Here is an 18,478-nt window from a genome sequence, read left to right on the forward strand (position 1 = left end):
CGTGGTGACACGGGCCCCGCACCCGTGTCAGGGGCGTGGCGGCGCCGTGTCAGGGGCGACCGCCACCTTGGCGTCATGCGAAATTCAGCGATCGCGGTCTCCGGACTGCGCAAGGCGTACGGCGGCAAATCCGTCCTCGACGGCGTCGGCTTCGACGTCCCGGCGGGCTCCGTCTTCTCCCTGCTCGGCCCGAACGGCGCGGGCAAGACGACGACCGTCAACATCCTCACCACCCTCCTGAAGCCCGACGCCGGGACGGTGCACGTCGCCGGGCACGACGTGACGACCGCGACCCGTCAGGTGCGCTCGGCCATCGGCGTGACCGGACAGTTCGCGGCGGTGGACGAGCTGCTGACCGGGCGGGAGAACCTGCGGCTGATGGCCGACCTCAAGCGGGTGCGCCCCGCCGACGAGGTGGTCGCGCGGCTGCTTGAGCGGTTCGATCTCACCGAATCCGCCGACGAGTTGGCGTCCGCCTACTCCGGCGGCATGCGCCGCAAGCTGGACCTGGCGATGACGCTGGTCGGCAACCCGCGGATCATCTTCCTGGACGAGCCGACCACGGGACTCGACCCGCGCAGCCGCCGCACGATGTGGGACATCGTGCGCGAGCTGGTGGCCGACGGCACCACCATCCTCCTCACCACCCAGTACCTGGAGGAGGCGGACCAGTTGGCCGACCGGATCGCGGTGCTCGACCACGGGCGCCTGGTCGCCCAGGGCTCCCCCGAGGAGCTGAAGCGCCAGATCCCCGGCACCCATGTCCGACTGCGCTTCGCCGGTCCCGCCGACCTCGACACGGCGTCCGGCGTGCTGCCCGGCGCCGTGCGCGACGACCAGGAACTCACCCTGCGGGTACCGAGCGACGGCGACTCCCGGTCGCTGCGCGCCCTGCTGGACCGCCTCGACGAACACCTGCTGGACGCCAAGGAGTTCTCCGTGCACACACCCGACCTCGACGACGTCTTCCTCGCCCTCACCGGCCGCGCGCACACGGAGGTGACCGCCAAGTGAGCACCTCCACCATGCCGCTCGCCGACGCGGCGGTCATGCTGCGCCGCAACTTCCGGCACACGCTGCGCAATCCGGTCACCGTGTTCCAGGCGGTCCTGTTCCCGCTCGTGATGATGGCGATGTTCGTCTACGTCTTCGGCGGCGCCTTCAAGGTCCGGGGCGAGTACATCGACTACGCGGTGCCGGGACTGATCGTCATGGCCCTCACCTACGGACTCGGTCCGACGGCCGCCGCCGTCAACGGCGACATGACCAAGGGCATCATCAACCGGTTCAAGGTCATGGACGTCTCGCACGGCGCCGTCCTCATCGGGCATGTCGTCTCCACGACCGTGCGCGGTCTGATCGCGGACGCGGTCATCATCGGCGTCGGCTTCGCCATGGGCTTCCGTCCGCACGCGAGCCTCCTCCAGTGGCTCGGCGCGATCGGCGTGATGCTGCTGCTCGGGTTCGCCGTGAGCTGGCTGACGGTCGCCCTGGGGCTTGCCGCGAAGACGGTGGAGTCGGCGGGGCTCGCCACCGTGCCACTGATCATGCTGCCGTTCCTCAGCAGCGCGTTCGTGCCCGCCGACACGATGGGCACGGGCGTACGGCAGTTCGCGGAGTACCAGCCCTTCACCCCGATCGTCGAGACGCTGCGCGGGCTGCTGACGGGCCACCCGTCCAGCGGCGACACCTGGGCGGCTCTCGCCTGGTGCGCCGGGTTCGCGGTGGTCGGCTACGTGTGGGCGGTCGCCACGTTCAAGAAGCGGGCGTGACCCGGGGCGCGGCGAGCACCGCCTCGGTCAGGCGCGGCCAGTCGGTCCGGGTCCCCTCCCGGACCGCCTCGGCGTACCGCGCGTCCCCGAGACGGTCGCGGGCCTCCCGCTCGATCCGGTCCGTGTCCGGGTTCGAGCGGTCCCGCAGACCGCCCACCTCCGCGCTCGCCGCGAGCAGCCGGGCCGCCTGCTCCGGCTCCCCCTGGCGCAGCGCGAGGTCCGCGACACCGACGAGCACCTGGGCGATCGCCAGCGCGTATCCCGACTCGGCCGCCGCCGCGCAGGCCGCCGTGCGGTGGGCGCGGGCGGCGTCCAGGTCGACGGCGAGGTGGCCGAGCAGGTCGTACCTGATCGCGCGGACGTGCGGCAGCTCGGCCTCGTCGCGCAACAGGGCGGTGGCGATGTCGAGTTGGGCGCGAGCCTCCTCGGCGTCGCCGTTCCAGCGGGCAAGTCCCGCCTTGGCGAAGGCCAGTTCGGCCAGCGCGTCCGGCCAGGTGACCCGCTCCGCCCACCGCTGCGCCTCCGCCACGGCGGCGGCGCTCGCCTCCCGGTCCCCGAGCAGCCAGCACAACTGGGCCTGCCGCGAGCGCATCCGGATGACGTCCTCGGCGGCGCCGACCTCGGTGACGACCGCGACCGCCTGCTCGTAGTGCGCGCAGGCGGCGGCGAACTCGCCGCGCATGGCGATGCGGTCGGCCAGCTCGGTCTGCGCGAACGAGATCCCGAACCGTTCCCCGAGCGCCCTGAACTCCGCGAGCGCCGCCTCCAGATGGGCGTCCGCGTCCCGCCCGCTCCACCCCAGCACGATCCGCATCTTGCCCATGTGCAGCCGGGCCAGGGCACGCACCCAGGGGTCCTCGTCCGCGAGCAGCGGCTCGAAGGCGGTCAGCGCCTGCCCGGGCTCCCGCAGCAGCCGCTCCAGCGCGCCGACCAGACCGAGTGCCGGGTGTCCGCCGCCGCCGAGCGTCCGGCTGATCCGGTACGCCTCGTGGATCCACTGGGCAGCCTGCTGCGCGTCGCTCCGTCCGGAGGTCGCGAACATCGAGTACAGGGCGTACACCGTGGCCCGGACCTCGTCCGCGACCTCGCCGGGCACCTCGGTGGCGGCGGTGATCAGCTCCATGCCCTCGGCGCGGTGTCCGCCGAGCCACCAGTACCAGCCCGCGCCCGCCGCCAGCCGCATCGCCGCCTGCGCGTCCCCCGCCGCGAGCGCGCCGCGCATCGCCGCCGCGATGTCGTCGTGCTCCGCCTCCAGCCTGGCCAGCCAGTGGAGTTGGCTCGCGCGGCGCAGGTGCGGCTCGGCGGTCCCGGTGAGTTCGGTGAGGTGGGCGAGGTGCGCCCGGCGGGCGAGGTCCGCCTCCCCCGCCTCCGCGAGGCGGTGACCGGCGTACTCCTTGATGGTGCCGGTCATGCGGTAGCGCGGGGCGCCGTCGCCCTCGGCGCGCAGCAGCGACTTCTCGGTGAGCGCGGTGAGCAGCTCGAAGACCTCCTCGCGGGCGACCTCCTCCCGTGCGAACTCCCCGCCCGCGCAGACCCGTTCGGCCGCCTCCAGGCTCGCCCCGGCGGAGAACACCGCGAGCCTGCGCAGTACGGCGCGTTCGGCGTCGGAGAGCAGCTCCCAGCTCCAGTCGACGGCCGCGCGCAGGGTCTTGTGCCGGGGCAGGGCGGTGCGGCTGCCGCCGGTCAGCAGGCGGAAGCGGTCGTCGAGACCGCCCGCGAGCTGCTCGACGGACATGGTGCGCAGCCGCGCGGCGGCCAGTTCGATGGCCAGCGGCAGTCCGTCCAGCGCCCGGCAGACCCGCACCATGGTCGCCAGCGTGCCGGTGTCGCCCGCGAGGTCCCGGCGCACCGCGAGGGCCCGGTCCCGCAGCAGCCGTACGGCGGGCGCGGACGCGATCTCGGCCGGGGCGGCGTCCGCCGACGGCAGCGCCAGCGGCTCGACGGGCCACAGCGCCTCGCCGGTGATGCCGAGCGGCTCCCGGCTGGTCGCCAGGACGCGCAGGCGCCGGCACTCCCCGAGGACCCGGTGGGCGAACACCGCCGCGGACTCGACGACGTGTTCGCAGTTGTCCAGGATCAGCAGCGCCTCGCGGTCGCGGATCGCGGCGACGAGACGGTCCACCGGCTCCGCGTGCGGGGCGCCGCCGAGCAGGGTGTCGCGCAGACCGAGCCCGGACAGGGTCGCCTGTGCCACGTCGCCGTCGGCGCCGATCCCGGCCAGCTCCACCAGCCAGGCACCGTCCGGGAGTTCACCGAGCAGCGTGCGCGCGGTCTCGGTGGCGAGCCGGGTCTTGCCCGCGCCGCCGGGCCCGATCACGGTGGTGAGCCGGTGTTCCGTGACGAGCCCGCGCACCGCCTCGACGTCGTCGCCCCGGCCCACGAACGTGGTCAGCTCGGCCCGCAGGTTGGTCTTCCGGCTCTCCTCCGGACGCGCCAGCTCGCCGCGCAGCAAGGAGACATGGAGCGCGGACAGGTCCGGCGAGGGATCGGTGCCCAGCTCCTCGGACAGGGCTTCCCGCGCACGCTGGTACACCAGCAGCGCCTCGCTGTCCCGCCCGGCCGCGACGAGGGCGCGCATCAGCGCGGCGACGAGCCGTTCGCGCAGCGGATGCGCGGCCACCAGACCCGTCAGCTCCGTGACCGTCTCCGCCCCGCGCCCGAGCGCGAGATCCGCCTCGGCCCGTTCCTCGGTGGCGCTCAGCCGCAGCCCCTCCAACCGGACCACGACGACGTCGAACGCCTCACTCCCGCCGAGCCCCACGTCCTGCAGGGCGGCGCCCCGCCACAGCCCGAGCGCCTCCCGCAGCAGCCGCACCCGCCCGAACGCGTCCCGCCCCCGCGCCTCCTCGACCAGCCGCTCGAACCGCAGGGCGTCCACGGCGTCCGGCTCGATCCGCAGCCGGTATCCCTCCGTACGCCCCTCGATCGCGCCGTCCGGCAGCAGTTTCCGCAGCCGGGACACCAGGCGCTGCAACGCGTTCGCGGCGTCGGCGGGCGGGTGTTCGCCCCAGATCCAGTCCACGAGCGACGCCTTCGGGACCGTCTGCCCCGCCCTGAGCGCCAGCGCGGCCAGCAGCCCCCGCAGCCGCGCCCCCGGCACCTCGACCGCACCGGCGTCGTCCGCGCGCACCGTCAACGGCCCCAGCATCCCGATCTGCACCCGCCGATTTTGCCACGGGGATGAGCGGGCGTCGCCGGGCCGGTGCCGCCCACAACTCCCCCGTGCTTTCCGGGTCTCGTCCCGGCTCCTGACCGGCGGCTCGCCTCCGCCTAGGATCAACGCCGGTCCTGCCGGGGCCGGATGGACGTATCGGAGCGGAGGGAGCCGGATCATGGTCGGACAGTGGGCGGATTTCCAGTACGAGATCTACTTGAACGGGATGACCGGTGCCGTGCCCCGGCTCCCCACCGATCTGACCCGACTGGAGGAGCTGGCCGAGCACCGGCTCGGACCGGGTCCCGTGGGGTACGTCGCGGGGAACGCCGGGGACGGCGGCACGGCACGGGCCAACCGGGACGCGCTGGAGCGGCGCAGGATCGTGCCCCGGATGCTGCGGGACGTACGCGAACGAGACCTGTCCGTCGAGGTGTTGGGGCGCACGCTGCCCGCGCCGCTGGCCCTCGCTCCCGTCGGGGTGCTGTCGATCATGCACCCGGAGGCGGAGTCCGGGGCTGCCCGTGCCGCCGCCGCGCGGGGCGTGCCGTACATCCTGTCGTCGGCGTCGAGCACACCGATGGAGGAGGTCGCGGAGGCGATGGGGGACGCCGAGCGCTGGTTCCAGTTGTACTGGGGCAGCGACCGTGAGGTGACGGCCAGTTTCCTCGCCCGCGCGAAGGCGTCCGGGTACTCGGTGCTTGTGGTCACGCTGGACACCCCGCTGCTGTCCTGGCGCCCGCGCGATCTGGACCGGGCGTATCTGCCGTTCCTGCACGGCGTCGGCACCGCCAACTACTTCACCGACCCGGCGTTCCGGGCGGGGCTCGCCAAGCCGGTCCACGAGGACCCGAACGCGGCGGTGCTGCACTTCCTCGGGCTGTTCGGGGACGCCGGGCACACCTGGCCGGACCTTGGGTTCCTGCGCGAGCACTGGGACGGACCGATCGTGCTGAAGGGCGTCCTGCACCCGGACGACGCCCGCCTCGCCGCCGACGCCGGGATGGACGGGGTGGTGGTCTCCAACCACGGCGGCCGCCAGGTCGCCGGTTCCGTCGCCGCGGCCGACGCGCTGCCCCGGATCGCCGAAGCCGTCGGCGACCGGCTCACCGTGCTGTTCGACAGCGGCATACGCACCGGCGACGACGTGTTCAAGGCGCTCGCCCTGGGCGCGCGTGCGGTGCTCCTCGGCCGCCCCTACGTCTACGGGCTCGGCCTCGACGGACAGGCGGGCGTGGACCACGTGATCCGCTGCCTGCTCGCGGAACTGGACCTCACGCTGGCCCTCTCCGGCCACGCCTCCGTGTCCACCCTCGGCCCGGACGCGCTGGGCTGAGCCGAGGGCGGAGTACGGCTCCTCGGCCGACCGAGGGCACGGCAACCCCCTAGGGGCGCGAGGCTGCGTCGATATGCGGCTACCGCCGCGTGAGCGCGACCAGCCACACCATTCCGGCACCCACCAACGGCAAGAACCCCCATGTCCCCCGGCCAAAGCGCCGCAGGCCCTACGCTCCTTGGCGCGGTGGTTCCGAAGCCCCCGATATGGACAGCGAGTCGGGGCTCGCCGACGGGGTGTCCGTCAGCCAGCGCTGGCCGGAGGAGCGGTCGCGGAAGGCGGCCACGATGTCGGAGCCGGGCCGGGTGTCCGCCGCCGCGAGGGCGAGGGTACGGTCCCAGCGGGGCAGCAGCTCGCCGCGCACCGTGAGGTCGTAGCGCACGTCGTCCGCGCGGTCCGTACCGGCGTCGGTGCAGGTGCCGAGGATGACCACGCCGGGGTCGGCGTGCGAGTCCAGGCAGAGCTGGGGGTCGGCGGCGCTGTGCAGCAGCCCGTCGGCGTCGTAGGTCCAGCGCTGGACGGTGTCGCCGGAGCAGAGCGCCAGCGTGGTGGCGGCACCGGCGCGGGGCTCGCCCTTGACGCTGAGGCAGAGGTCGGCGCCGACGTTGCGCAGCCGGAAGGGGTGCCCGGCCGTGGGGACAGCCACGGCGGTGGGCGTGCCGACGGGCGCGGAGGGTGACGTGCCGTCGGACGGCTGCGCGGTGCGGGGGTCGGCGGCGGGCTTGGCGCCGGTGGAGGCGACCTGCGAGGTGCCGTCCCTGCCGCCGGGCCAGGCGCCGACGGCGAGCACGGTCACGAGGATTCCGGCGGAGGCGACGCCGACGCCGGTGAGCACCAGCTTGGGCGAGAGGGCTCCGGCGACGCGGGCGAGCGGACCCTCCCCGCCCCGGCGGCGCCCCGTTCCCTCGCCGCCGCCCCCGACGGCTGCCCCGCGCTTGCCGCCGCGCCTGCGACCGCCGGGGCGGCGGGCGGTGCCGGACGTCGCGGCGGACCCGGAGCGGCCGGGGCGGGAGTCGAGGTAGCGGCGGGCGCCCCAGCCGAGGACCGCCTCGGCGAGCAGGGCGCCGGGCGCGGTGTCGACCTGGCCGAGCTGTTCGGCGGCGTGCCGGCAGTAGGCGCAGGAGGCGAGGTGCCTGCGCACGTCGGGCAGCAGGTCGCCGCCCCGGCGGATCGGCACGTCGAAGAGGCGGTTGTAGTGGCGGCACTCGGCGCTGGGGGCGAGTTCGCGGTGGGCGCGCACGCAGCCCTCGCGGAAGCGCTCCCTGGCCTGTTCCAGCGCGGCGCGGGCGCTCGCCTCGTCGAGTCCGAGGAGTACCGCCGGGACGGCGACCGGCTCCGCCTCGACGGCGGTGTGCCACAGCAGTGCCTGTTCCAGCGGGGCCAGCGCGTGGAAGGAGCGCTCGGCCAGGGCGCGGTTCTCCGGCGTCAGGGACTTGGCCGCGCGCATCCCGCGTCCGCCCGCGGGCTTGCCGAGTCCGGGCAGGGCGTCGGTGATCCGGTCGGCGGCGGCCCAGTCCACGATGGTGTCGCGGACGGTGAGGAGCAGCCGGGGGCGCAGCGCCACGGCGGGTTCGCCGAAGCGGAGCCGGTCGAGGACCTGGTGGAAGGCTGCCGCGGTGACCATGTGGGCGAGGGGTCCGGACGTCGCCAGGCAGATGACGGCGTAGTCGGTGGCGGGCTGCCAGTGACGGGCCATCAGCAGGGCGGCGGAGCGGGACGCCTCCGCGTCGGAACCGGCGCGCAGGGGCGCGGCGAGCGACTCGTCGGACTCGCCCGGGTCGCCGCCGTGCGGGTACGGGGGCCGGGGAGGTCGGGGCGTGGTCACTTGAGCGGTTTCCTTTGGCGCGTGCGGTGCGTGGGAGCCGGGAGCGAGCCTCCGGGGTGCGCACGGGGAGCGGGAAGTCACCGGCGTCGCCCCGCTCCGGTTCCTCAACTGCCGAAGCGGTCCCGGACCTTACCCCCCGCGCGGGTGTGTCAACCCTCGCACAACTTCTGCACAAGCAACAAGGCGCCCGTCCCACATCACCGGTTTTGAAAGGAAGTCTTCGAAACCCTGAGCGGGTGTGTTGTCTCGCGCCCCGTGTGAAACACGCGCACCCACCGCCCCGCCGCGCACGGTGCCGCGGGGCGGCAGGGCGGTGTGGACTGGGTCCCGGTCCTTCTCGGAAGGCCCCCGGCGGAACGGCGGTTCCGCGCACGGGGCAGGCCGGCCGGTCCGTTCCCACCGCCCCGGTCGGCGGTCACGACGGCTTCCCCCGTCCGCCGGGCGGTGTCAGATCCGCCAGGAACGGAACCGGTCGGCCGCACCGTGCACATCGGCCGCGCCGGAGCGCAGGTCGCGTACGAGTCCGGTGAGGGCGCCGGGCGGCGGGTCGATCCGCGCGCCGCTGACGGCCAGATAGGCGACGGCGGTGGCGCACGCGAAGCGGGCGTTGGCAAAGGGCAGGGGACGGAGCACGGCGAGGGTGTGCAGCAGGGCGGCGGCGCGCCAGGCGGCGTCGGATTCCACCCCGGGTCCCGGGGGCTCCACCCGATGCCGGGCCACGGCGGCGACCAGGACGGACAGGTCCCCCACCGCCGCCGCCCCGGGCAGCACCTCCTCGTACCGCCGCAGCAGCCAGGGGACGTCGATGTGGATGACGGGCGACGGCATCGTTCAGGCGGCCTCGCCGTCGGCGGAGGAGGCGGGAGCGGCTGCGGACGCGGCGGCGGGAGCGGACGTGGGCGCGGGTGCCGGTGCCGGTGCCGGGGCGCTGCGCACGGGCGGCGGTTCGTCGTCCGGGAAGGCTGCCGCGAACTCCCCCGCGTGGGCGGCGAAGAAGCTGCGGAACGTCTCCGCGCCCTCCTGGAGCGCCCGGTGCCGGGCGATACCCGCGGCGGCCGCCTCGCGGACGAGGGCCTTCATCGACGTACCGCGCTCCTTGGCGATCTGGCGCAGGTCGGCCAGTTCGTGCTCGCTGAACTCCACATTCAGAGCTGGCATGACCTCACGGTACAGCGCGGGTACTTACCCGTAAATTCCGCCAGTTGAAGCACCTTTTCCGCCGGTACCGAGGACTTCGCGGGCCCGACACCAGCGGACGCGCCGCCGCAGATCCATCACATATCAGCACAAAAAGTGTCTTATTTCCTTCATGCATACACCTTCGCGGCGTACCCTGCTCCGAGCCCCGTTCGCTGCCGCCGGCGCGGGTCTCCTGGCTGCCTGCACGGACTCCGGCTCCGGCCCACGGCCGGGACCGGGACCGGGCGGCGCGTCGGCGGCCGAGAAGGACTTCGTCCCCCCGGGACCCGAGGGATATGTCGACCCGTCGGGTCCGGAGGTCCGTGCCGCCGAGCGCAGACGCGGCTCGGGCCGGGTGCGCATGGTCGCGCTGACCGCCAAGGAGACCACGCTGGACCTCGGCGGTCGCAGCGTGCGGTCGTGGGCGTACGACGACCAGCTCCCGGGGCCGCTGGTGCGCGCCACCGCGGGGGACGTGCTGAGCTTCACCTTCGCCAACCGCCTGCCGGAGTTCTCCACCCTGCACTTCCACGGCATCCGGCTGCGCTGCGACATGGACGGCGTGCCGGGTCTGACCCAGCGCGCCGTCGCCTCCGGCACCGATTTCACCTACCGGTTCACCGCCCCCGAACCGGGGACGTACTTCATCCATTCGCACGTCGGGATGCAGCCGGACCGCGCGCTGTACGCGCCGCTCATCATCGACGATCCGCGCGAGCCGCTCTCCTACGACCAGGAGTGGATCGTCGTCCTGGACGACTGGCTCGACGGGGTGAACGGCTCCACCCCCGACAAGGTGCTCCGCCAGTTGATCCCGGACTCGGCGACGCTCGACAGCATGAGCATGGACATGGGGATGGGCCCGCAGCACCCGTCCGCGCACCCCTCCACGCACCCCTCCACGCACCCCTCCGCGCATCCCTCGGCCCACGCCTCCGCCCGCTCCTCCGCGCACCCCGGCGCCACCCATGTGGACAACGGTCCCGACCGCAGGCTGCACCATTCCTACAGCCGCCTGCTGCACAGCATGGGCGGCAGCGTGGACTTCCCCGTCTACCTCGTCAACGGCCGCCGCCCGGGCGAGCCCACCAGCTTCCGGTGCCGCCCCGGCGAGCGCATCCGGCTGCGCATCATCAACGCGGGCTCCGAGACCGCCTTCCGGGTCGCGCTCGGCGGTCACACCATGACGATCACGCACACCGACGGCTACCCGGTCCAGCACTGCGACACCGACGCGCTGCTGGTGGGCATGGCCGAGCGGTACGACGTGCTGGTCACCGCGAAGGACGGCGTCTTCCCGCTGGTGGCGAAGGCGGAGGGCAAGAACGGACAGGCGATCGCCGTCCTGCGCACCGACAAGAGCAGAACCGTTCCTCTCCCCGATGTGCACCCCGACGAGCTGGACGGCAACATCATCCTCGCGAACCGGCTGCGCCCCGCCGACTCGGCGGCACTGCCCGAGCGCGAACCCGACCGCCAGTTCCGGATCAGGGCGACGGGCAACATGGGCAAGTACGACTGGAGCTTCGACCACAAGCCGTACGACGTGCGCCAGCGCCACCCCGTGAAGTCCGGGGAGCGGGTGCGGGTCACCCTCATCAACGCCACGGACATGTGGCACCCCATGCATCTGCACGGCCACACCTTCGCGATGACCGGGCTCGACGCGGTGGGCGCCCGCAAGGACACGGCGATCGTCCTGCCGCACCGCAAGCTGGTCTTCGACTTCGACGCCGACAACCCCGGGCTGTGGATGCTGCACTGCCACAACCAGTACCACTCGGAGAGCGGCATGATGACGATCCTCGGCTACCGCACCTGAGCGGGGCGCGAAGGTGCCGGTGGAGCCGACGTGCGACGAGGCGGCGCCGCGGCGGGGCCGCTCGCCCCGGCGGCGCCGCCGGGCGACCCGCGCCCCGCTCGGTCCCGCACAGCAGGCGGGGGTTCGCCGACAGGGCCTAGGCTGGGTCACGGAGGTGCGCCTGTCGACTCTGCGCGCACGCGCTTGGGAGTGGCGACGATGAGCCGGGGCTATCCGTTCGACGAGGCGGCGACGGCCCGGGCCGTGATCGCCGACGACGGAACACTGCTGGAGTGGAACGAGGGCGCCCGGCGTCTGCTCGGCCACTCCGCCGACGCTGTCCTGGGCCGCCCCGCCGCCCGCCTGCTCGCGAACGACGACGGCACCGGACCGCTCCCCTCGGGCGGTCACTGGGACGGCACGCTCGACCTGCGCCACAGCGACGGCCGTACGGTCCCCGTCCGGCTGCTCGCCCGGCACCGCCCGGCCGACGGCACCCACGACGGCGACTGGCTCGTGCTCGCCCCGCCGCCCGGCACCGCCCCGCCCCTGGCCGACGACCCGCTGGCCGAGGCGGGGCTGCTCCAGTCCCCCTGCGCCGTCGCCGTCTACGACGGCCAACTGCGGCTGTGCCGGATGAACGACGCGATGGCGCGGATCACCGGGCTGCCCGAGGAGCGGGTGCGCGGGCTGCGGATCACCGAGACGGGCGGGCTGCCCCAGCCCGAGGAGCTGGAGCACAGCCTGCGCCAGGTGCTCTCCACCGGGCAGCGACTGGACGTCCGCGTCCACACCTGCGCCACCGACGGCGGACCGGCGCGGACCTGGCTGGCCCGGATGGCGCCGGTCACCGATGCGGACGGCCGGGTGCGGGGCGTCGTCGTCGCCACGCACGACGTCACCGAGAGCGACCGGGCCCGGCAGCGGCTGCGCCTGGTGAACGAGGCGAGCGTCAGTGTCGGCACCTCCCTGGACGTGATCCGTACGGCGCGGGAGCTGGCGGACGTGTGCGTGCCGGTGCTCGCGGACTTCGTCACCATCGACCTGCTGGACCCCGCCGAGCACGGCGGCGAGCCCCCGCGCCGGGTGGTGCCGCCCGTACCGCTGCGCCGGGCCGCCCACCGGTCGGTCCTGGAGGGCGAGCCGGAGGCGGTGGCGGAGCCGGGCGGCTCCGAGGTGTACCCGGAGTTCTCGCCGCAGGCGACCGCGCTGCTGACCGGCCGTACCGTCTCCGCCGCGGTGGCAGCGGGCGATCTGGACAAGTGGCTGGCCTGGAGCGCGGAGCGGGGCGAGCGGGTACGGCAGTTCGGCATCCACGCCACGCTGGCGGTGCCCATCCACGCCCGGGGCACGACGCTCGGGGTGGTGGTGCTCGCCCGGCACCGGCGCCGCGATCCGTTCACGGCGGACGACGTGCTGCTGGCCGAGGAGATCACCGCGCGCGCCGCCGTCTGCCTCGACAACGCCCGCCGCTACTCCCGCGAGCGCGACACCGCCCTGGCCCTCCAGCGCAGCCTGCTGCCCCGGCGGCTGCCGCCCACCGCCGCTCTGGAGGCGACCTCCCGCTATCTCCCGGCCGCCCGGGCCGGGGTCGGCGGCGACTGGTTCGACGTGATCCCGCTGTCCGGGACGCGGGTCGCGATGGTCGTCGGGGACGTGGTGGGCCACGGGGTGCAGGCGTCGGCGGCGATGGGGCGGCTGCGCACCGCCGTGCGCACCCTCGCCGACCTCGACCTGGCGCCGGACGAGCTGCTCACCCACCTGGACGACCTGGTGGTCCGGCTCTACGAGGAGTCGGGCGGCGACGGCGGCGGCGAGGTGGGCGCGACCTGTCTCTACGCGGTCTACGACCCGGTGTCCCGGCGCTGTTCGCTGGCCCGCGCGGGCCATCCCCCGCCCGTGGTCCTGGAGCCGGGCAAGCCGCCCCGCGAACTCGACCTGCCCTCCGGCACCCCGCTGGGCCTCGGCGGACTCCCCTTCGAGTCGGCCGAGGTGGAGCTGCCCGAGGGCACGGTGATCGCCCTGTACACCGACGGTCTGGTCGCCTCGCGCGACAGCGCCGGGGACCGGGGCAGGCAACTGCTGTTCGAGGTGCTCGGCGACGAGACCCGGCGCCCGGGCGAGCGCTGCGGCCACGCGCTGGACGCCACCTGCGACCGGGTCCTGGACGCCCTGCTGCCGCGCGGCGACGCGGCGGACGACGTGGCGCTGCTGCTGGCCCGTACCCACGCCCTGCCCGCCGACCAGGTGGCCGCCTGGGACGTGCCGGACGACCCGGCGCTGGTGGCGCCGGTGCGCAGGGAGGTCGGGGAGCAACTGGAGCGCTGGTCGCTGACCGAGGCGGCGTTCACGGCGGAGCTGGTGGTGAGCGAGCTGGTCACCAACGCGATCCGCTACGGCTCACAGCCGGTGCGGCTGCGGCTCATCCACGACGCGGGGCGGCTGATCTGCGAGGTGTCCGACGCCAGCCACACCGCCCCGCACCTCAGGCGCGCCAAGACCTTCGACGAGGGCGGCCGGGGTCTGCTCCTGGTCGCGCAGCTCACCCAGCGGTGGGGCAGCAGGCACACCGCCGAGGGCAAGACCATCTGGGCGGAGCTGAACCTCCCGGCGGACGAGCGGCGCCCGGAGCGGGACGGTCAGTAGCCGCTCAGTAGCCGCTGAGCCAGGGCCGTACCCGCTTGCGCGCCTCGTGCAGGCGGGACTTGAGGGTGCCGAGCGGGATACCGGCCCGTTCGGCGGCTTCGGCGTAGTCCAGATGGCAGATGTCCCGGTAGACGAGCGGCGCGACCAGATGCGGATACTCGCGCTCCAGCCGGTCGAGCGCCTCCAGGAGGTCGACCCGGGAACCCGCGATGACGCTGGTGGTGCGGGGGTCGACGGGTTCGGGGCGCGCGGGCGGGGCGGGCCGTTCGGCGGCGCGGCGGCGCAGCTCGCGGTACTTCTGGCGGCAGCAGTTGGCGACGACCGTGTAGAGCCAGGTGCTGAAGCGGCTGCGCCCCTCGAAGCCCGTGATGTGCCGGGCCACCTGGAGCAGCACGTCCTGCGCCGCCTCCTCGGCGTCCTCCCGGCACGGCAGGAAGCGCCCGCAGCGGCGCACCACCTCGGGTCGCAGCTCGGCCAGGAGCCGGTCGAGCGCGACCGTGTCCCCGGCGGCGGCCAGCCGGGCGAGGTCCTCGGCCGTCGGCTCGTCCCCCACCGCTGCCCCCTCGAAGTCGATCAGTCCAGGCATGATAGTCGTATGCATCCCCCGGAGCGGATCGGCCGTCACCGCATGGAACGGGTCCTGGGCACCGGTGCCTTCGCCACGGTGTGGCTCGCCCACGACGACGAGCTGGACGCCCCGGTGGCGGTCAAGGTGCTCGCCGACAACTGGGCGCACCGGCTCGACGTGCGCGAGCGGTTCCTGTCCGAGGCGAAACTGCTGCGCCGAGCCTCCTCCAGCCGTCTGGTGCAGGTCTACGACATCGGTGAACTCCCGGACGGCAGACCGTACTTCGTCATGGAGTACGCCGACGGCGGCACGCTCGCCGACCTGCTGACGGAGGGTCCGCGCCCGGTCGCGGAGGCGCTCGGGCTGACCGCGCAGGCGGCGCGCGGGGCGGCCGCGCTGCACGAGGCGGGGATCGTGCACCGCGACATCAAGCCGACCAACGTGCTGCTGCACACCGCCCCCGACGGCGAGCGGCGGCTGCTGCTGGCGGACCTGGGGCTGGCCAAGAGCCTCGCGCAGGCGTCGGTGCTCACGCTGGCGGCGGGTTCGGCGGGCTATCAGCCGCCGGAGCAGGCCGAGCCGGGGGCGGGCATCGACGCGCGCGCCGATGTCTACAGCCTGGGCGCGGTGGGCTACGAGCTGGTCACCGGCACCGTGCCGGGACCGCCGGGCCGTGTGGTGCCGCCGGGGCGGCTGCGTCCGGGGCTCGGCGCGGACGTGGAGCGGGCGCTGCTGCGGGCTCTGGAGCCGGACCGGGAGCGGCGCTGGCCGGACGCGGCGGCGTTCGCGGACGAGCTGGAGCGGCTGGCGGACGGCGGCGGGCGCGGACGGCGGCGGTGGCCGCGCCGGGTGCGGGCGGGGTACGCCGTGGTGGCCGGGGCGGTGGCGCTGGGGGTGGCCGCCGGGGCGGTGGCGCTGGTGCTGCACCGGCCCGCCGCCGGGGACGCCGGTCCGGTGCGGGTGCGGGACGCCTCGGGGCGGATCAGCGTCCAGGTGCCCGCCGGGTGGGCGCGCGAGGTCCGTGACTCGGGCTGGAACCCGGCGGCGATCGGGCTGCCGTCCGGGCAGGAGCCGGGGCTGGTGGTGGCGGGCGATCTGGAGCGCTGGCCGGATCTGGGCGCGGCGGTGGACGGCGTGTTCGTCGGCGTGGCCGGGGGCGGGGACGTGGCGGCGCGGGTGGGCGCGCTCACCCACGCGGGCTGCCGGGACGCGGGCGACCGGTCCTTCACCGGGGGCGCGTGGCGCGGCACGGTGCACACCTGGGGGCACTGCCCGGACGGCGGCTCGGTCACCGAGTCGGCGCTGCGCCCGGCGGACGGCGCGGACGAGCCGCAGGTGTACGTCCAGGTGCGCCGCGAGGGCGGCGGGGACGCCACCGACGCCGTCCTGCGCTCGCTGCGGGTGGGCTGACCTGGTACGACGGCCCGACGGGGCACGAAAGGAGCGAGGGCGGGAAAATATTCTTCGCGCGCTCCGAACTTTTCCCTCGGACCGCGCATCGGAGTGTGGTGACGGCGCACCCGGCGCCGGAGGCACGCGTACGGCGCGTGCCGCGACTACCAGGAGTGTCGAGCGACATGGCGAACTCATCTCCCTCCGCGCGGCGCGGGGCCCTCATCGCGGGGTCGGTCGCCGTACTGGGTCTGCTGACCGCCTGCGGCGGTGGTCAGGGCGTGCGTGCCGAGCCGGTCAAGACGGAGTCGGGCACGGCGGCGCCCGCGACCGAGCGGTCCCCGGGCGCCTCCCCGCCCGCGTCGGCCGCGACGGCGAGCCCGTCGGGCAAGCACGCGTCCTCGACCGCCGAGCCGAAGGAGTCGCGGCGCGGCGACGGCACGAAGGACGACGACGGCACCAAGGGCGACGCGACGAAGCCGGGCGCCAAGCCCGCCGCGAGTTCCCGCTGCCACACCTCCGAGCTGCGCGCCTCGGTCGGCCGCAACGACCCCGGGGCGGGGCAGGAGAACTTCCCCGTCGTGCTCACCAACAAGTCGTCCCGCACCTGCACGGTGCACGGCTATCCGGGCGCGGCGTTCGTCGACGCCTCGGGCAAGCAGCTCGGTCCCGACCCGAAGCGCTCCTCGGGTTCCGCGGTGACGGTCACGCTGCGGCCGGGGGCGAGCGCCTGGGCGGGGCTGACCTTCTCCAACCCGGAGATCAGCGGCGCCGACTCCGCGCGGCCCGCCGCGCTGGTGGTCACCCCGCCGGACGAGCGGGACCCGCTGAAGGTGGCGTGGTCGGCCGGGACGGTGCCGGTCGGCGGCAACTCCTCCTCCGTCTTCCTGAGCGTGTTCCGGCCGGGCACCCAGCCCTGACCGGCACGGCGTGCGGGTGCGGCGCCCGGTGTCCCGCCCGTGATCTGTTTTCATGGGCGGGCACCGACCCCGTCCGCCCCGGAGGAACACCCTGAACACCCCGCTCGCCGAGGCCCTGTCCGCCGTCCTGCTCGTGGCGGTGCTCGCCTGGGCGGTCGTCCGGCCCTTCGGCCGCTCGGAGGCCGTCCTCGCGGTGCCCGCCGCCGGGCTCGCCATCGCCCTCGGGGTCATCCCGCCGGAGCACGCCCGCGAGGAGGTGGCCCGGCTCGGCCCGGTCGTCGGGTTCCTCGCGGCGGTGCTGGTGCTGGCCCACTTCTGCGACGTGGAGGGGCTGTTCCGGGCGTGCGGGGCGTGGATGGCGCGCTGGTCGCGGGGGCGCCCGGTGCGGCTGCTCACGGCGGTGTTCGCGCTCGCCTCGGTGATCACGGCGGTGCTCAGCCTGGACGCGACGATCGTGCTGCTGACCCCGGTGGTGTTCGCGACGGCGGCGCGCACCGGCGTACGGCCGAAACCGCAGGTGTACGCCTGTACCCATCTGTCCAACACCGCCTCGCTGCTGCTGCCGGTGTCCAATCTGACGAACCTGCTGGCCTTCGCGGCGAGCGGGCTGAGCTTCACCCGGTTCGCGGCGCTGATGGCGCTGCCGTGGCTGGCGGCGATCGGGGTGGAGTACGTGGTGTTCCGGCGGTTCTTCGCCGGGGATCTGGCGGTCTCGGCGCCGGGTGCGAAGGAGACCGGCGAGGAGCCGCCGCTGCCGTTGTTCGCGCTGGTGACGGTGGGCTGCACGCTGGCCGGGTTCGTGGTGGCGTCGGGGTTCGGCGTGGACCCGGCGTGGGTCGCGGCGGCGGGCGCGCTGGTGCTGGCGGGGCGGGCGCTGATCCGGCGGCAGGCGACTCCGCTGACGGTCGTGCGGGCGGCGGCGCCCTCCTTCCTGTTGTTCGTGCTCGCGCTCGGCGTGGTGGTGCGCGCGGTGGTGGACAACGGGCTCGCGGACGCCCTGAAGCACGTACTGCCGGGCGGCACCGGGCTGCTCGCGCTGCTGGGGACCGCCGCGCTGGCCGCCGTCCTGGCGAACCTGATCAACAACCTGCCCGCCGTCCTGGTCCTGCTGCCGCTGGCGGCTCCGGCGGGCGCGGGCGCCGTCCTCGCGGTGCTGCTCGGGGTGAACATCGGTCCGAACCTCACCTACGCCGGTTCGCTCGCGACCCTGCTGTGGCGGCGGATCGTGCACCAGCACGACCACGGCGTGGACCTCGGGGAGTTCACCCGGCTGGGTCTGATCGCCGTGCCCTCGGCGCTGGCCGTGTCGGTGGTGGCACTGTGGGGTGCGCTGAGCGTGTTCTGAAGCCGCGGCGGTCCGTGAGCGCGACCGCCGTACGTCGAGAGGGGCCCGACCGGATGCGTGTGATCGCCTGGCTCGTCGAGGGCACCTGGCCCGCCTGTGTGGACGCCGTACGGGAGCACACCCCGGCCGGTGCCGAGGTGGTGCTGCTGCATGTGAGCGGGCCCGAGGTGCCCGGGGTGGCGCACGGGGCGTTCGCGGGGCTGCTCGGGCGGGGGCGCCGGGGCGATCCGGGCGATCTGATGGAGGCACTGAACGACGGTTCGGCGGCGGAGCTGCTCGCGGCGGCGGCCGAACGCCTCGGTCGCCCCTGTGTCCGCGAGGAGCGCTCGGGGCGGGTCGAGCGGGAGGTCGTCGCAGCCGCCGAGGGCGCCGACCTGCTGGTCCTCGCCCGCGACGGCGACCGCACCCGGCTCGGCCCGCACAGCCTCGGCCCGGCCGCCCGCTTCACCGTGGACCACGCGCCCTGCCCGGTCCTGCTGGTCTGGCCGGACCGGGCGCCGTCCCTTGGGACCCTGCCGCCCCCGCCCCCGCACTGACGGC

Annotated in this window: 13 protein-coding genes and 1 pseudogene; 9 read left to right on the plus strand and 5 right to left on the minus strand. The window is 74.7% G+C overall.

What is annotated here, in order from left to right; all coding sequences use genetic code 11:
- Window positions 1-75 precede the first annotated feature (75 nt).
- Window positions 76-1,014: an ATP-binding cassette domain-containing protein gene (locus tag IF655_RS06055; protein ID WP_199582641.1), complete on the plus strand. Its 939-nt coding sequence runs from the start codon at window positions 76-78 to the stop codon at window positions 1,012-1,014.
- On the plus strand, window positions 1,011-1,772 hold the full coding sequence (locus IF655_RS06060) for an ABC transporter permease (protein ID WP_199582644.1): 762 nt from the start codon (window positions 1,011-1,013) through the stop codon (window positions 1,770-1,772). The genes IF655_RS06055 and IF655_RS06060 overlap by 4 nt, the downstream gene beginning before the upstream one ends.
- On the opposite strand, the gene IF655_RS06065 is transcribed toward IF655_RS06060, so the two are convergent.
- The gene (locus IF655_RS06065) at window positions 1,756-4,932 is read right to left on the minus strand and encodes a BTAD domain-containing putative transcriptional regulator (RefSeq protein ID WP_199582647.1); all 3,177 of its coding nucleotides are present in this window, start codon (window positions 4,930-4,932) and stop codon (window positions 1,756-1,758) included. The two genes, IF655_RS06060 and IF655_RS06065, sit on opposite strands and share 17 nt — an antisense overlap.
- Before the next feature lie 172 nt (window positions 4,933-5,104).
- On the opposite strand from IF655_RS06065, the gene IF655_RS06070 reads away from it, so the two are divergent.
- Window positions 5,105-6,262 carry a lactate 2-monooxygenase gene (locus tag IF655_RS06070; protein WP_199582650.1) on the plus strand — a complete coding sequence of 386 codons (1,158 nt, stop codon included), beginning with the start codon at window positions 5,105-5,107 and terminating at the stop codon, window positions 6,260-6,262.
- A gap of 169 nt (window positions 6,263-6,431) precedes the next feature.
- On the opposite strand, the gene IF655_RS06075 is transcribed toward IF655_RS06070, so the two are convergent.
- The 3 genes and pseudogenes from IF655_RS06075 to IF655_RS06085 form a co-directional block, all read right to left on the minus strand.
- Window positions 6,432-8,087: an RICIN domain-containing protein gene (locus tag IF655_RS06075; protein ID WP_199582653.1), complete on the minus strand. Its 1,656-nt coding sequence runs from the start codon at window positions 8,085-8,087 to the stop codon at window positions 6,432-6,434.
- A 447-nt stretch (window positions 8,088-8,534) separates the two neighbouring features.
- Window positions 8,535-8,915 (minus strand): toxin Doc, encoded by a 381-nt coding sequence (locus IF655_RS06080; protein WP_199582656.1) that lies wholly within the window; start codon window positions 8,913-8,915, stop codon window positions 8,535-8,537.
- A gap of 111 nt (window positions 8,916-9,026) precedes the next feature.
- A pseudogene (locus IF655_RS06085) lies at window positions 9,027-9,245 on the minus strand (hypothetical protein); the annotation flags it as partial.
- A 151-nt stretch (window positions 9,246-9,396) separates the two neighbouring features.
- Here IF655_RS06085 and IF655_RS06090 point away from each other — a divergent pair.
- Both IF655_RS06090 and IF655_RS06095 read left to right on the plus strand, forming a co-directional pair.
- Entirely contained in the window at window positions 9,397-11,088 is a 1,692-nt protein-coding gene (locus tag IF655_RS06090; protein ID WP_199582659.1) for a multicopper oxidase family protein, read from the plus strand.
- Window positions 11,089-11,286: 198 nt separating this feature from the next.
- Window positions 11,287-13,713, plus strand: coding sequence for a SpoIIE family protein phosphatase (locus IF655_RS06095; RefSeq protein ID WP_199582662.1), 2,427 nt, complete (start codon window positions 11,287-11,289; stop codon window positions 13,711-13,713).
- Between the two features lie 4 nt (window positions 13,714-13,717).
- Here the strand turns inward: IF655_RS06095 and IF655_RS06100 are convergent, their stop codons facing one another.
- Window positions 13,718-14,299, minus strand: coding sequence for an RNA polymerase sigma factor (locus IF655_RS06100; RefSeq protein WP_199582665.1), 582 nt, complete (start codon window positions 14,297-14,299; stop codon window positions 13,718-13,720).
- A 9-nt stretch (window positions 14,300-14,308) separates the two neighbouring features.
- On the opposite strand from IF655_RS06100, the gene IF655_RS06105 reads away from it, so the two are divergent.
- From IF655_RS06105 to IF655_RS06120, 4 genes are all read left to right on the plus strand, one after another.
- Window positions 14,309-15,691, plus strand: a complete 1,383-nt coding sequence (locus IF655_RS06105; protein WP_199582668.1) for a serine/threonine-protein kinase — start codon at window positions 14,309-14,311, stop codon at window positions 15,689-15,691.
- Between the two features lie 167 nt (window positions 15,692-15,858).
- Complete coding sequence (locus IF655_RS06110; RefSeq protein ID WP_199582671.1) at window positions 15,859-16,593, plus strand: DUF4232 domain-containing protein; 735 nt, start codon at window positions 15,859-15,861, stop codon at window positions 16,591-16,593.
- Window positions 16,594-16,645: 52 nt separating this feature from the next.
- Window positions 16,646-17,938, plus strand: a complete 1,293-nt coding sequence (locus tag IF655_RS06115) for an arsenic transporter (protein ID WP_199582674.1) — start codon at window positions 16,646-16,648, stop codon at window positions 17,936-17,938.
- A gap of 53 nt (window positions 17,939-17,991) precedes the next feature.
- Window positions 17,992-18,474 carry a universal stress protein gene (locus IF655_RS06120; RefSeq protein WP_199582676.1) on the plus strand — a complete coding sequence of 161 codons (483 nt, stop codon included), beginning with the start codon at window positions 17,992-17,994 and terminating at the stop codon, window positions 18,472-18,474.
- Window positions 18,475-18,478 lie beyond the last annotated feature (4 nt).

This window comes from Streptomyces sp. DSM 110735, from assembly GCF_016482685.1.
GTDB lineage: Bacteria > Actinomycetota > Actinomycetes > Streptomycetales > Streptomycetaceae > Streptomyces.